Annotated in this window: 11 protein-coding genes; 6 read left to right on the top strand and 5 right to left on the bottom strand. The window is 35.8% G+C overall.

Annotated features, from left to right (window positions below; genetic code table 11):
• Positions 1 to 58 precede the first annotated feature (58 nt).
• Positions 59 to 1,207, bottom strand: a complete 1,149-nt coding sequence (locus PZ898_RS05360; protein WP_120231443.1) for a methionine aminotransferase — start codon at positions 1,205 to 1,207, stop codon at positions 59 to 61.
• Positions 1,208 to 1,431: 224 nt separating this feature from the next.
• Here PZ898_RS05360 and PZ898_RS05355 point away from each other — a divergent pair, with 224 nt between their 5' ends.
• Positions 1,432 to 1,971, top strand: a complete 540-nt coding sequence (locus tag PZ898_RS05355) for a DUF2867 domain-containing protein (protein ID WP_216444442.1) — start codon at positions 1,432 to 1,434, stop codon at positions 1,969 to 1,971.
• Between the two features lie 97 nt (positions 1,972 to 2,068).
• Here the strand turns inward: PZ898_RS05355 and PZ898_RS05350 are convergent, their stop codons facing one another.
• The 4 genes from PZ898_RS05350 to PZ898_RS05335 all read right to left on the bottom strand — a co-directional run bounded on the left by PZ898_RS05350 (position 2,069) and on the right by PZ898_RS05335 (position 7,835).
• A complete protein-coding gene (locus PZ898_RS05350) occupies positions 2,069 to 3,784 on the bottom strand; it encodes a hypothetical protein (RefSeq protein WP_277694968.1) in 1,716 nt (571 codons plus the stop codon).
• A gap of 117 nt (positions 3,785 to 3,901) precedes the next feature.
• The gene (locus PZ898_RS05345; protein WP_131797524.1) at positions 3,902 to 4,099 is read right to left on the bottom strand and encodes a hypothetical protein; all 198 of its coding nucleotides are present in this window, start codon (positions 4,097 to 4,099) and stop codon (positions 3,902 to 3,904) included.
• Between the two features lie 108 nt (positions 4,100 to 4,207).
• Positions 4,208 to 4,939 carry a LytTR family DNA-binding domain-containing protein gene (locus PZ898_RS05340; protein WP_277694967.1) on the bottom strand — a complete coding sequence of 244 codons (732 nt, stop codon included), beginning with the start codon at positions 4,937 to 4,939 and terminating at the stop codon, positions 4,208 to 4,210.
• Complete coding sequence (locus tag PZ898_RS05335) at positions 4,929 to 7,835, bottom strand: histidine kinase (protein WP_277694966.1); 2,907 nt, start codon at positions 7,833 to 7,835, stop codon at positions 4,929 to 4,931. The genes PZ898_RS05340 and PZ898_RS05335 overlap by 11 nt, the downstream gene beginning before the upstream one ends.
• Before the next feature lie 142 nt (positions 7,836 to 7,977).
• Between PZ898_RS05335 and PZ898_RS05330 the strand changes: the two genes are divergently transcribed.
• The 5 genes from PZ898_RS05330 to PZ898_RS05310 all read left to right on the top strand — a co-directional run bounded on the left by PZ898_RS05330 (position 7,978) and on the right by PZ898_RS05310 (position 14,855).
• Entirely contained in the window at positions 7,978 to 9,864 is a 1,887-nt protein-coding gene (locus PZ898_RS05330) for a DNA topoisomerase IV subunit B (RefSeq protein WP_277694965.1), read from the top strand.
• Positions 9,865 to 9,976: 112 nt separating this feature from the next.
• The gene (locus tag PZ898_RS05325) at positions 9,977 to 10,483 is read left to right on the top strand and encodes a hypothetical protein (RefSeq protein ID WP_065119656.1); all 507 of its coding nucleotides are present in this window, start codon (positions 9,977 to 9,979) and stop codon (positions 10,481 to 10,483) included.
• On the top strand, positions 10,458 to 13,049 hold the full coding sequence (locus PZ898_RS05320; RefSeq protein ID WP_120231437.1) for a DNA gyrase/topoisomerase IV subunit A: 2,592 nt from the start codon (positions 10,458 to 10,460) through the stop codon (positions 13,047 to 13,049). Before PZ898_RS05325 ends, PZ898_RS05320 begins: the two co-directional genes overlap by 26 nt.
• Before the next feature lie 44 nt (positions 13,050 to 13,093).
• Positions 13,094 to 13,735, top strand: a complete 642-nt coding sequence (locus tag PZ898_RS05315) for a rhomboid family intramembrane serine protease (protein ID WP_277694964.1) — start codon at positions 13,094 to 13,096, stop codon at positions 13,733 to 13,735.
• Positions 13,736 to 13,766: 31 nt separating this feature from the next.
• Positions 13,767 to 14,855: a helix-turn-helix domain-containing protein gene (locus PZ898_RS05310; protein WP_277694963.1), complete on the top strand. Its 1,089-nt coding sequence runs from the start codon at positions 13,767 to 13,769 to the stop codon at positions 14,853 to 14,855.
• Positions 14,856 to 14,983 lie beyond the last annotated feature (128 nt).

Genomic DNA, 14,983 nt, shown 5'->3' with positions numbered 1-14,983 from the left:
AAACATTTCCGGAGTTGTATGCATAATCTCTTTGCCTCTTTGTTTTAATCAGGAAGTATTAAATCTTTGATAAATTCTCAAGAGCTTTTTCCAGAGTTTCCTGCTTCTTGGCAAAGCATAACCTGATTACATTCTCATTCAGCTTGTTTTTATAGAAAGAAGAGAAGGGAACGCTGGCCACCTTATGATTGATGGTAAGTTCTGAAGCAAAATCAAAATCATTTTTATCAGAAATCTTATCATATTTCAACGCCTGAAAATAAGTTCCTTCACAATCCATAAGTTCGAATGATGTACCTGCAAGACCTTTTCTCAGAAAGTCTCTTTTTTCCTGGAAAAACTGATTCAGATAAGTATAATGTTCGTCATTCTTCATGTATTCTGCCAAAGCCAGCTGAATAGGAGTGTTTACACAAAAAACATTGAATTGATGCACTTTCCTGAATTCTTCTGTTAAACTTTTAGGTGCTGCACAATAGCCCACTTTCCATCCGGTAACATGGAAAAGTTTCCCAAAAGAGGCTACAAGAAGGCTTCTTTCTTTCAATTCCGGATACTTACAGATGCTTAAGTGCTGTTTTCCATCAAAAACAATATTTTCATACACTTCATCACTCAAAATAAGAATGGAAGTGCCTTTTACCAGATTAATAAGTTCTTGTAAGTCATTTTCTTTCAGGATTTTTCCTGAAGGATTGTTAGGATTATTAAGAATGATCATCCTGGTTTTTTCACTGACAAGATTCTTTACTTCCGCCCAGTTGATTTCATAATCCGGAGCTTTCATTTCAAATCGTTTTACAATACCTCCGAAAAGTTCTACCGTAGGTTCATAACAATCATACGCCGGTTCAAAAATAATCACTTCGTCATCCTTTTTGATAAATGATGCAATAGCCGTGAAAATGGCCTGTGTGCCGCCTGCAGTAACTGTTATTTCAGATTCCGGATGGTAAACTGCCTTATGGCTGTTTTCAATTTTTCGTGCAATTTCTTCCTTTAAGCCAATCATTCCGCCAAGAGGAGCATATTGGTTGAAGCCTTTTTTAATAAAATAATCTACATGATTTAATAATTCTGAATCTGGCATAAAATCAGGAAAGCCCTGAGACAGATTGATGGCTTCATTCTCATTGGCAAGCTGAGTCATCTGGCTGAAAATAGTAGTTCCTACATTGGAAAGTTTTGATAAAGGAAGTTGTATCATAAAAACAGTTTTGTTGACCGAATTTAATGAAATAATTAAAACAGATTGAACTTATAGTAATAAAAATTAGAAAATAGCATTTTTAAAAAGAATAATGAAAAATTTTAAAATTAAATGTCAGTTTCGGAATATACAACAAATCTAAACATTTGTTTAAATTTCCCTTTTAAATCAATGAAAAGATACTTACATTTGTTAGGCCAACAACCATAAAAACAATGACAATGAGGATTAATAAGACAGAGTTTCCTGAAAAGTCTATTTTATCTCAAGGGAAAAAAGATTTTGATTATATGGATAGTTTTGAGGGAGAACTTGCCAATGACGGAGGAAACATCGATATCTCGGAAATAGGAAAAGCTTTCTTTACAAGCGGACCAAAATGGGGAAAGAAAATGTTTGCTTTCAGAAATAAAATAGTGGGATTATTCGGATTAAAAACCGGAAATGAAGCAGAAAAGCAACCAACAGAGAAGGATTTTCAATGTGAAGTAGGAGAGCGTGTAGGGCTTTTTAAGGTGTTTGATAAAACCAACAACGAAATTGTTCTGGGAGAAGATGACAAGCATCTGGATTTCAGAGTTTCTCTTTTCATAGACAAGAATAAAAAAGAGATCAATAAAAACTCCCTTACCATATCCACTACTGTAAAATTTCATAACTGGCTGGGAGTGCTGTATTTTTTACCCGTTCGGCCTTTCCATAAAATGATTGTACCAGCGATGCTGAAAAATATGATTGGGCAGCTGGAAAATAAAAGGTAATATTTTGAATCCTTACATGAAGTAGGACTGAAATAAATTAGTTATATAAAACGACCATCCTGTTGTAAGGATGGTCGTTATTTTTAATGGAATAAACTTAATAAAAGCTCAATAGTAAATCAATCTGTGCATTGCTTACTCCTGCCGGTCTGTTCGCTTTAAGCTGAGTGCTTAAACTGCTTAATCCATAACAATATTTTAGAAGATTAGTTTCAATATTGGCTAAAGTATAGCCGGTAACCTGATCATTGACTGTTCCCATAGGCTGAGAGCTAAATGACTGTCCCAATTCGTTGAAGTTATCCACTAAGTTAATAAATAAGCTTGTGTAGTCAGAACTTGTATTCAAACTCCAGAACTGATATCCGAAACGATTAGGGAATACAGGTGGATTAGAGGGATTATAATTTGGAGTTCCGTAATTTGCAATACCTCTTTCTCTATATTCTATTCCTGTTACAAACCATTCTACAGCGCATGGCCAGCTTTCTTGCAGCATCGAATTAACCTGTGAATACTGAACTGCCCCGGTGTTCATTTTGATAACATGCGAAGTATGGGCAAGTTCATGTACAGTCGTTGAAAAATAATCATCAGACTGATATTCTGTCGTTGACCCAGGTCGGAATCTTGCTATCTTCAGGTAAGGAAAAACCACGTAATTGATTCCCTGCCAATCTTTAGCTGTATTCTTCGCTATAATATGTGAACGGTTTCCACTAGGTCTGACAGGTCTTTGTAAGCCTCCAATATCTTTATAAAAATAACGGTAGGCTGCTCTAAACATATGGCCCTGCATATTTTCATAGCCAGGCATGATGTCATGGCTCCAATGATTACTTTTGATATTATTCCGGATCACATTGGAAGGGCTAATCTGGTTATCTTTAATTACAAAATGCTTTCTATCCATATGCAGCTTGAAGTCTACTTTTTTGTTGTTTGGGAAAGGTGTACCGTCCAGTCCGTACTGGCCATTTGCATTGGTGATTCCTTCTCTTGTTCTCAAACCCCTTTTAGCGGTAACTTTGGCGCCTTCAAAAGGGATCAGTGTATTTAACCTTGTATCAAAGATTCGAATGGTACCATATATTGGGGCACCACCTCCGCCTCCTCCGGGATTCGGGTTTGGATTGGGATACCATTGCCCGGGTTCTCCTATATTATCCCAGGGCTTATAGTCGCTAGGTTCCCAAGGAGTGAAACCGGATATGTTTTCTGCTCTATTGACCAGACTATAGACGAATTTATAATTCATATTACCAGTGCCTAAGAGTTCAATATCCTCTTCAGGAAGGTACACCTCCTGAAGAATTTCATAGCTAATACCGGCAGGTAAGGCTGTTTCATTCCTCACAGTTGCATATTGCGGTGTAGGCTGATCGGCCGGAACATCAGGATCATGATAGAATTTACCGACCACCAATACTTCTTTATCAAGTGGATAATCATAAAGAATAAGATCGGATTGCTGTAGTGTTTCCAGTTCATCTTCCGTTGCCGGATTGAATTTAATGTATTTGTGTGTAGAGCGAATATTTACAGCTGTTAATGATCTGTTGCCTTCTGCTTTTGGCTCAGCCAGCAATGATTTGTAAGCAGTCATCATGTTTTCAATTGTGTATGGAATAGGAAGCTGTTCTCCTAATACGGTGGGTTCTCCCTCTTCCGCATATTTTGTTTCATCCTCTGAAGTGAGATCCCTGTTCATGAGTTGGGAATTGGAAGCTTCAGTTTCATATTGTTCTATCACATCAGAACAGGATACGGATAAAAGAGAAACCAAAGCCATGTAGAATATTATTTTTTTCATGTTTTAATTTTTAGTTTTTATATTATTTTCTTGTCCGGAATAAGACTGTTCCGAAACTTTTTCTTTTTAAAAACCACATTCCAATCGGTAGACTGGAATGTATTTTTAAAATCATTATTATTTAGGCTCAATCCATGGTAATCCATTCCATGGCATGGTATAAATAAAGGGAAGTCCTCCGATAGGTTGCGGATTAGGCGCAATAGGAGGCTGGGGTTGAGGGATTGTTCCAGGGTTACTTGGGGTAATAAACGCTGTTCCTCCGGCAATGGATCCCATTTGATTTCTCTTGAGTACTTTTCTAGTGATTTTCATGATAATTTTTTTTGTTTAACATGACGAAAGTAGAGAAGAGCCTTAACAAAAAACAGCTCCAACTAATAAGTGCGGAGGTTGAATAAGTAAGTGCGAAAGAAAATATTTTTATTCGGGTTTTCCTATGGTGGAAAGGAAGTCATTCTTCTTGCGGTAGGAGACATCCAGAACGGATCCATCGCTCATTACTACCTGTCCGCCTCTGCCTTTAATATATTCCTGAAGATGGTTAATATTAATAAGATGCTTATGATGTATTCTGAAAAAATGGTGTTCCATCAGAATGGGTTCAAACTCATGAAGCGTTCTGGATACCATTATTTTTGATTTATCAGCAAGATAAAAAAGAGTATAGCTTGAATCTGCTTCACAGCGGATGATATTGGATATTTCTACCAACTTAAATCCCTGAAGAGTAGAAAGAACGATTTTGTTATCTTTAAGAAGAGGATGATTAGGAGTCTGTATTTTTTTGATATTGTCCAGGGCTTTATTGACAGCAATAATAAAATCTATTTTTTTTATAGGCTTTAAAAGGTAATCTGTAGCCCCGTTTTTAATCGCCTGAATAGCAAAATTTTCGTGTGCTGTGATGAAAATAATCTGAGAATGGACTTCATTAAACTTTGACAGTAAATCGAAAGTGGTTCCGTCACCCAACTGAATGTCAAGAAACAGAATGTCAGGAGAGTTTTTGATAAGATAAATATAAGCCTCTTCAACGGAGGAAGCCTGGAATTCTATGTTGATTTCAGGAAATTCATTTCCCATAAGTAATGCAATATAATCTCTACCATCTTGTTCATCATCAACAATGCATGCCTGTATTTTATTTCTCATAAGGTTGTATATAAAGTTTAATTTGTGTCCCCTGTCTGTTGTTTTCCGGAAACGCATTGATTTCTAAAAATATATTGGTATCAAAAAGCTGTTTGAAAGTCTCAATTCTTTTATGAGAAAGTTTTACCCCAAAGGAGTTGTCTTTTTTCAAAGATTCCTGATTGGAAATTCCTATACCATTATCTTCAATGGTGATGCGTAAAGAAACATTCGTATAATCAAAGCTGATAAGAATTTCTCCTTTTCTGTCCTTTAAGCCTGAAATGCCATGTTTTATTGCATTTTCCACAAAAGGCTGGATCAGTAAAGAAGGAATCGTCCAGTTTTGATCTACCTGTTCAGAAATAATAATTTTATAATCAAAAAGATCTTTTACACGAAGCTTTTCCATATCAAGATACAATGTGAGATATTCTACTTCATCTTTTATAGGCATGAAGGTTTTTTCTGAATAATAAAGCGTTTTTCGGATCATCTTGGCGAAAATATCCAGATAGTTTTCTGTTTCGCGGTAATCTTTTTTATACAATAAAAATTGGATGGAATTCAGACAGTTATAAATAAAATGAGGGTTGATCTGAGCCTTAATAGCCTGGAGTTCAAGTTCGGCAATCTTCTTTTCATACTCCATTTTTTCCATTTTCTTATTCTTTTTTTTGTGCAGATAAGAAGAGATGATCATCAAGAGAGTTCCGATGATGACGATGGCCAATATCAGCCTGAACCACCATGTCTGCCAGAATAGAGGTTTTATATGAAAAGTGAGATCGGAAGAAGCGTAGGATTGTTTTCCGTTATATCCCAAACCATAAACCCGGAAGGTATATTTACCTGGGGGAATAGAGTTGAAGATGACTTTAGAAGAATTATTGATCTGCCATGAGTTATTAAGGCCTTCCAGCTTATATTTATAGCTTATTTTTCCCAGTGAGGGATAATCAAGAAAGCTGAGATTGAAAATAACAGTATTGTGGGGATAAGCAGTCAGGCTTTTCTGCAGGTCGTAATGCTCATTATTTTCAATAGATACCGAATTAATGACGACCTTTTTATGAATGAATTTTTCCTGTGTCAGTAGTTTTTTGATGGAAAATATTCCAAGTCCTTTAGAAGTTCCAATGAATATGGTATCATTTTTTATTGCACAGCCGGCCACTGCATCAGAGGGAAGCCCGTCTGTCTGGGTGAAGTTACTGATATATTGATTTTTTGCTGTCAGTTCAACTCTGGATATCCCGGAATTGGTGCTTGCCCAGAACGTATTGTTATTTTCTACTTCTATTTTTTTAACCTGGTCATTGATTAATCCATCATTTTTCCCGATTTTTCTTATAATTCCTTGAGTATTAAAAAGAATAATCCCGTTGAGGTTAGTAGCTCCCAAATAGGTGTGATCATCTAATTTTTTAATGTCCGTAAAATAATATCCTTTCAAGAATAAAGTCTTTTTTCGGGTTCTGATATTGTATTTGTACAGATCGCTGAAGCTGCCGGTAAACAGATTATCTTTGTCGTAAGGGAAAACGGTGTATACCCGTTCCGGAAAAAGGGTAGTTGTTTTTTTACTTTTTAAACTGTAGGTCAATAAACCTCCAGATGTACAGAAAAATAAGGAATCCTGGGTGTAAGGGACAATGTTTTTTAAGGAACAGTATATTTTGTTAGAAGTATTATTGGCTATATCGTGAACAATCACTTTACCTGATAAACCGAAAATGGAAATATTCCCTTTTAAATAAACAGAGATGTTTTCATCTTTATCACCTTTATCAAGGATGATATTTTTTATCCTATTGTCTCTGCTGATAAGAGCTCCGGCAGATTGATTGTAGCCGAGAATAATATTTCCATTATCTTTTGCAATGGCTTTTATATACTCAGAATTACTTTTTACAGGCAAATTGATATGATTGGCAAAAAGGGATTTTGAGATGAAAAATACACCATTATTCCTTGAATTGAACCATACGTTATCATCCTTGTCTACCAGAACATTATTGATCACATAGCGTTCCAGTATTTTGATGGGAGTACCAAGGTTTCTCTTCTTTTCAGTAAGTGATTGGTTGAAATATAAAACCCCTCCATTACTTATATTCAGCCACAGTTTATTGTTTTTATCAATAAGTCCGTAGAAAACATTCTCTTGTGGGCTGCAATCATAAGAACTGATCTTTTTTATACCTGAAGGAGCAGAGAGCTGATACACTTCAATTGTATTTTTATTTAAGAAGACAAAAAGATCATCTTTTTCACAGATCATACTTCCGGTTCCTGCTTTCAAATGCTGCTTTTTTCCGGTAATGATGTTGTAGACAAGTATATCTTCCTGATGAGGATCATGCAAATAGAGATTGTAGGTGTGTGGTTCAAACCTGAGCGTTGCAAAATATCTTTTCCCGTACTCTAATGGAATAGGGATCTTTTTAACTTTTCCATTTTCATAGATGAAAATATTCTGAGGATTTAAATTGCCATAAAGATAAAGCCGGTTTCCATCACGGGTAACTTTCGGAATTGAGCTTGAAAATTGATTTTTTACGTACTCATTAATATTCAGATTGATAACGCGGCCGTTTTTTAAATAAGCAAAATCATTCAGAAAGGGAAGAATGAATACCTCTCCGTTGGGCAAAGGTTCACAGGAGATAATATCAATATTCTTTAATCCTTCTTTCTTACCGTATTGTTTAAATTCTTTTCCGTCAAATCTGAATAAACCATTATCGCTGCCTATCCAGATGAAACCATTTTTATCTTGTCTCAGATGATACGTATAAGAACAATTTAATCCTTCCTCATCGCTATAGTTCACCATCCCGGGGATCTGTGAAGGAAATAATGAGGGAAAGAATAAAATTACAGATAATGTGAGGAAAGTAAATAAATTTTTCACATGATAATGATAATTTCGTAAATATATAATTTGATTAAGAATAATACAATGGTTGTAGTAGAATATTGAAAAAAAACAAGAGGAAAAAAATTCGGATAATTTTGGACAATTTTGTACTTTTGTATGTTTGCTGAAATCAAATATGTCACAAGAAATAAATCCAACCTACTCCGAAGATAATATCAGAACCCTCGATTGGCAGGAACACATCCGTTTACGCCCCGGTATGTACATCGGGAAGCTCGGTGACGGTTCTTCCGCTGATGATGGTATTTATATCCTGTTAAAAGAAATCCTTGATAACTCTATTGATGAATTCAGGATGAGATCAGGGAAAAGAATTGAAATAAAACTGGACGATGGCAAAGTTACCATCCGTGACTTTGGACGTGGAATTCCACTAGGGAAAGTGGTAGACGCTGTCTCAAAAATGAATACTGGTGGTAAGTACGACAGTAAAGCGTTTAAAAAATCTGTAGGTTTGAATGGGGTTGGTACTAAAGCGGTAAATGCCCTGTCAGATTACTTCAGAGTTCGTTCTTTTCGTGATGGAAAAATGAAAGTTGCTGAATTCTCCCGTGGAATGATTACAGAAAACTTTGATGAGAAAGAAACCTCAGACAGAAACGGTACTGAAATTTCTTTTATTCCTGACGGAGAAATCTTCCTGCATTTCAAATACAGGAAAGAGTATATTGAAAGAATGCTCCGTAACTATGCTTACCTGAATCCAGGACTTAAAATTCTTTTCAACGGAGAAACCTATTATTCTGAAAACGGTCTTAAAGACTTATTGGAAGAAGAACTGGAAAGCGATATCCTTTATCCGATCGTCCATTTAAAGGATGATGATATTGAGGTGGCGATTACCCATTCTGACAAATCACAGACAGAAACCTATTTCTCATTCGTAAACGGACAGAATACAACACAGGGAGGAACACACCTTAATGCATTCCGTGAAGCGTATGTGAAAACAATTCGTGAATTTTTCAATAAAAGTTTTGATGCTTCTGATATCAGAAAGTCTATCATTGCTGCCATCTCGATCAATGTAGAAGAACCTGTTTTTGAATCCCAGACCAAAACAAAATTAGGATCTAATGACATGGGACCGAACGGACCTACCGTAAGGACATTCATTATTGATTTCCTGAAGAGTAAACTGGACAATTTCCTGCACAAAAATCCGGAAATAGCAGAAGCAATTCAGAGAAAAATATTAATTTCCGAAAGAGAAAGAAAAGAACTTTCCGGAATTCAGAAACTGGCCAGAGAAAGAGCAAAAAAAGTATCTCTTCACAATAAAAAACTTCGTGACTGCAGACAGCATTATAACGATCAGAAAGCCGAAAGAAAAGGAGATACGCAGATCTTCATTACCGAAGGAGATTCCGCATCAGGATCTATCACAAAATCCAGAGATGTAGAAACTCAGGCCGTATTTTCACTGAAGGGTAAACCACTGAACTGTTATGGTCTTACCAAGAAAGTGGTGTATGAAAATGAAGAATTTAACCTTCTTCAGGCCGCTTTAAATATTGAAGAAAGTCTGGAAGACCTGAGATACAATCAGGTAATTATTGCTACCGATGCCGATGTGGATGGGATGCACATCCGCTTGCTGATGATTACTTTCTTCCTGCAGTTCTTCCCGGATCTGATTAAAAACGGACACCTGTATATCCTTCAGACTCCGTTATTCAGAGTAAGGAATAAAAAAGAAACAAGATATTGTTATACTGAAACAGAAAGAATAACAGCCTTAAACGAACTGGGGAAAAATCCTGAAATCACCCGATTTAAAGGATTGGGAGAAATTTCTCCGGACGAATTTAAGCACTTCATTGGTAAAGATATCCGTTTAGAACCTGTAGTAGTGGGAAAAGACCAGACGATTGATCAGCTTCTGGAATTCTACATGGGGAAAAATACACCGGACAGACAAACCTTCATCTTAGAAAACCTAGTGGTGGAAGATGATACTGATATTGATAAAAAAGAAATACTGAATGAAGTAGAAAATTAAAAAAAAACTTATAACTTAAAAAACTGATTGTAAGAGCTATTGCAGACTGGAAAAAAAGCACAATTTTGGATGAAGTAGGAAATTATAATACTTACACAGCCAAAAAAATAAAATGAGACTAAGTAACCGTAATAAAGCATCAGTTTATAACTCTTTGAGTACACTGCTTTTAATGATTGCAGTGTTTGGGATAACTGTATTTGCAGCCAATGAATACAGATTTCATGCGATGGATAAAGAAAGTTATTTATTAATTATTATTCCTGTGTTGCTGCTGATTGTCTTTTATATCAGCGGAAGACAGATTTTTGAATACGACAGTGATGGAGAAGCTTTGAATTTTAAAAACAGGAATGTTATTCCTTTTTTAAATAAACCTCTTCATGACGAATTTCCAAAATACAAACTGATAAAATATGATGTGGTCAGTATTTTCTTTTTCAAAAGATTATACATTACCGTTTCCAGTAAAAATAATGGTTCTACCATACTCAAATACCAGATCTCTTATTTGAGCAACAAAGAAGTAAACGATTTAAAACTCTCTCTGAACAAAGTAGTGAAAGCTAATAAAGAGAAAAAAGATAAAACAGATGACGACAGAAGAATATTCGCATGAGGGTGAAAGCTTAAAAAAAGTTTCCGGGCTGTATAAAGACTGGTTTCTTGATTATGCTTCCTATGTAATTCTGGATAGAGCGATCCCTTCAATATATGACGGTTTAAAACCTGTTCAACGAAGAATTATGCACTCCATGCGGGAGTTGGAAGACGGCCGTTACAATAAAGTGGCCAATATTGTGGGAAATACCATGAAATATCACCCACACGGTGATGCTTCCATTACAGATGCCATGGTGCAGATTGGGCAGAAAGAACTGTTAATAGATACTCAGGGAAACTGGGGAAATATTTATACAGGTGACTCTGCAGCTGCTGCGAGATATATTGAAGCAAGACTGACACCTTTTGCCCTGGAAGTAGTCTTTAATCCTAAAACTACAGATTGGACAAAGTCTTATGACGGAAGAAACAATGAACCTATTGATTTACCGGTAAAATTTCCCTTGCTTCTTGCACAGGGAGTAGAAGGTATCGGAGTAGGGCTTTCCACAAAAATACTTCCTCATAACTTTAATGAACTTATCAATGCCTCTGTAGCTTACTTAAAAGGTAAAAAATTTGAACTGTTTCCGGACTTTTTAACTGCCGGTTATCTTGACGTTTCCGAATATAACGATGGTCACAGAGGAGGAAAAGTAAGAGCAAGAGCCAAAATTACCCAGACGGATAAGCATACATTAGTCATTTCTGAACTTCCTTATTCCAAAACAACAACGGACCTTATTGACTCTATTCTGAAAGCCAATGAGAAAGGGAAGATCAAAATCAAAAAGATTGAGGACAATACTTCAGATAAAGTAGAAATCCTGATTCATATTCATAATGATGTTTCACCGGATAAGACCATTGATGCGCTGTATGCATTTACAGACTGTCAGGTGACAATCTCTCCGAATGCCTGTGTGATTGTAGGTGACAAACCAATGTTTCTTACAGTATCAGATATTTTAAAAACGAATACAGATCATACCGTTTCATTACTGAAGAAAGAGTTGGAAATTGAGCTTCATGAACTGCAGGAAAGCTGGCACTTCTCTTCATTGGAAAGAATTTTCATCGAGAACAGGATTTATCATGATATTGAAGAAGTGAAGACCTGGGAAGATGTATTAAAGACTATTGATGCAGGATTAAAGCCTCATACCAAACATCTTTTAAGAACCGTTACAGAAGAGGATATTTTAAAACTGACCGAGATCAGAATCAAGAGAATTTCAAGATTCGATTTAGATAAATTTAAAGAAAATATTGCATCGCTGGAAGGTAAAATAGAACAGGTAAAGTATAATCTGGCTAACCTGATTGCTTACGCTATTGATTATTATTTAAATATTCAGAAAAAATACGGTAAAGACAAACAAAGAAAGACTGAGCTTAGAATCTTTGATACGATTGATGCAACAAAAGTAGCCGTAGCCAATGAAAAATTCTATGCAAATTTCGAAGAAGGTTTCATCGGCACATCCCTGAAGAAAGACCAGTATTTGTTTGACTGTTCCGACATTGATGATATCATCACATTCAGAAAAGACGGAAGTATGAAGGTGGTAAAAGTGGAAGCAAAAACTTTCATTGGTAAAGACATTCTTCATGTTGCCGTTTGGAAGAAAAACGATAAGAGAACCGTCTATAATATGATCTATCGTGAAGGAAGGGAAGGACCTTATTATATGAAACGATTCTCTGTAACCGGAGTAACCCGAAATACAGATTACCCGTTAGCTTCAGATAAAAAAGGATCAGAAACATTATATTTCTCAGCCAATCCTAATGGAGAAGCAGAAACCGTAACTGTGCTTCTAAAACCTAACCCTAGAATCAGAAAAAACAAAATGGAGATCAATTTCTCCGATCTTGCCATTAAAGGGCGTGATTCCAAAGGAAATCTGGTGACTAAGTACGCTGTAAAGAAAGTAGATATGAAGGAAGAAGGAGTTTCTACGCTCGCTCCCAGAAAAATCTGGTTTGATGATACGGTAAGAAGACTAAATGCCGATGCAAGAGGTACATTATTGGGAAGTTTCAAGGGAGATGATAAAATCCTGACCATCAATACCAATGGTGAAGTAAAGCTGGTGTCTTTTGACTTGGGTAACCGTTTTGATGATGAATATCTGGTGTTGGAAAAATGGAGACCTGCACAGCCGATTACCTGTATCTATTACGACGGAGAAAAAGATATTTATTTCATTAAGAGATTCTTACTGGAAAATACTGTGAATGTACAGACTTTCATGCCTTCTGAACACCCGAAATCATTCATCGAAAATGTAATTGTTGCCAACGATGTTACTGCAGAAATTATTTTTGCAAAAGATAAAGGGAAAGAACGCGATCCGGAAACTATTAATATTGATGAGTTTATTGCGGTAAAAGGAATAAAAGCTATTGGAAACCAGTTTACGAAATTCAAAGTAAAAGCCATCAATATTACCATTCCTGAACCTGTAGAAGAAGAGCCTGAAGTATACGAAGATCCGGAACCAACAGGCGAAACGGATGAAGATGGAGGAATTATTGGAGATTTGTTCCAGGGTGACGGAAATAATGAAAATGAATAGACTAAACTAAGATGTCTGTTCAGATATAACATAAAAAGAACACAATGGATATAATTGTTATCATTATCATTGCAGCCACATGTATTTTTAGTTACATGGGGTTCAATAATACAGCATTATTTGAAAAATATAAATTCAATGTCGGAGCGATTGCGAATCGTAAAGAATATGTAAGACTTATCAGTTCTGCGTTTTTGCATGCAGACTTTATGCACTTATTTTTTAATATGCTTTCTCTGTATTTTTTCCAGGGAGTCGTTATTAGTTTCTTTGGAGAAGTAGGATTTTTGATTCTATATTTCGGATCAATGATTCTGGGGAATTTATTCAGCTTACAGATTTATAAAAACCAACCTTGGTATTCAGCAATTGGAGCATCTGGTGCAGTTTCGGGAATCATTTTTGCTTCCATAGCCATGGCTCCGAATGAGATCAGTGTCAACTTCTTACCAGGATGGTTATTTGGAACACTATATTTCGGGTACTCAGTATACATGATGCTTAATCCTAAGCAATGGGATAATCTTGGGCATGCTGCTCACCTTGGAGGAGCGTTTTTCGGATTGGTGTACTCTATTGTCATGCATCCGCAGCTGGCCATGAGCAATATCCTTTTCTTAGGAATCATGTCACTTCCACTTATCTATTTAGGATATGAAATTTTTGTAAGGAAGCGAATAGGATAAAAGACTATTTTTAATCAAAATATCAAAACCAATGAACACATCAGAGTTAAACAGTTTCATCGTGATACTTATCTATGGTTCATTGGTTTTGCTTTCTCTGTTAAAGCTTGCCAACCCTTTAAAAGTAAACCATAAAGCTAATTTCTGGTTCGGGATATTTCTCTTTCTGTGGTCTACTTTTTGGCTGGATGAAGTACTGTTTCTCATCACCGGTTCAATCATTGAGTTTCATTCCTTGTTTTGGGTTAGACTTATTCAGTTTTTTACCCCTATTGTTTTTTACTTTAGTGTGCTGTTTTATACCAATCCTTCCTTTACTTTTAAACTTACAGTTGTTAAGTTTTTAATCCTTCCGGCTGCTTTTCTGGTTTGTCTTATATTGATCAAACTGGGATATAAAAAGCCATTTCAATATCTCAGTATAATTCTGATCCTGATTCAGGCCCTCTTCTATACGGCTCTTTCCTATATTACCATCAGGAAACATCAGAAAAAGATCCAGCAGTTTTCTTCCAATACCGAAGGAATCAATCTGAACTGGCTGGAATATATTATTCTTGTACTTCTTATTGTGAATATCATCTACGTGATTTATAATCTGTTCTATGATCCGAAATCACTGAATTTCTTTATCAATGCCGTCTTTTTGTCGGTTATTTACTGTGTAGGATATTATTCTCTGAAACAGAAGGAAATTTATCCTTTAGAAGAAAAACAAAGACAGGAACTGATCTCTATGGACGAAAATTCGGATCCGGAAGAAGTTAAAAGAAAACTTATTTCTGATGAAGAATTAGTAAGGATTAAAACTTCACTGGAAGGGATTATGGGCTTACAAAAGCCATATCTTGACAGCGAACTTAACCTGATCAAACTGGCTGAAATGCTTTCCGTTTCTACCCATCATCTTTCTTATGTCATCAACACAGGCTTTGGAAAAAACTTCTTCCAATATGTGAATGAATATAGAGTGGATTATGCCAAAAAACTGCTGAAAGAAACCAATAGCAAATTATCCATTTTGGGAATTGCCTACGAATCCGGATTCAATTCTAAAACCTCTTTTAATACAACTTTTAAAAAAGTGACCGGACAAACACCTTCTGAATTCAGAAAATAAGTTCAGGTTTATAAACTCTTACTTTTTATTTGTTTTAAATTTTTGATTTTCAGTGATTTATTTATTTCAGCTTCCCGTTCTTAAAATCAGTTCGTTCAGATAATCCGGAACATTCAGACATCCCCCTT

Source organism: Chryseobacterium sp. WX (assembly GCF_029542485.1).
Classification (GTDB): domain Bacteria; phylum Bacteroidota; class Bacteroidia; order Flavobacteriales; family Weeksellaceae; genus Chryseobacterium; species Chryseobacterium cucumeris.
The sequence above is the reverse complement of the archived record's forward strand: the minus strand, read 5'-3'. Positions and strand labels throughout refer to the sequence as shown.

Excerpts from the sequence above, each read along its gene's own strand:
- PZ898_RS05325 (WP_065119656.1), top strand. The coding sequence starts at position 9,977 with ATGAGACTAAGTAACCGTAATAAAGCATCAGTTTATAACTCTTTGAGT.
- PZ898_RS05310 (WP_277694963.1), top strand. The coding sequence starts at position 13,767 with ATGAACACATCAGAGTTAAACAGTTTCATCGTGATACTTATCTATGGT.
- PZ898_RS05360 (WP_120231443.1), bottom strand. The coding sequence starts at position 1,207 with ATGATACAACTTCCTTTATCAAAACTTTCCAATGTAGGAACTACTATT.
- PZ898_RS05340 (WP_277694967.1), bottom strand. The coding sequence starts at position 4,939 with ATGAGAAATAAAATACAGGCATGCATTGTTGATGATGAACAAGATGGT.
- PZ898_RS05315 (WP_277694964.1), top strand. The coding sequence starts at position 13,094 with ATGGATATAATTGTTATCATTATCATTGCAGCCACATGTATTTTTAGT.
- PZ898_RS05320 (WP_120231437.1), top strand. The coding sequence starts at position 10,458 with ATGACGACAGAAGAATATTCGCATGAGGGTGAAAGCTTAAAAAAAGTT.
- PZ898_RS05350 (WP_277694968.1), bottom strand. The coding sequence starts at position 3,784 with ATGAAAAAAATAATATTCTACATGGCTTTGGTTTCTCTTTTATCCGTA.
- PZ898_RS05330 (WP_277694965.1), top strand. The coding sequence starts at position 7,978 with ATGTCACAAGAAATAAATCCAACCTACTCCGAAGATAATATCAGAACC.
- PZ898_RS05355 (WP_216444442.1), top strand. The coding sequence starts at position 1,432 with ATGAGGATTAATAAGACAGAGTTTCCTGAAAAGTCTATTTTATCTCAA.
- PZ898_RS05345 (WP_131797524.1), bottom strand. The coding sequence starts at position 4,099 with ATGAAAATCACTAGAAAAGTACTCAAGAGAAATCAAATGGGATCCATT.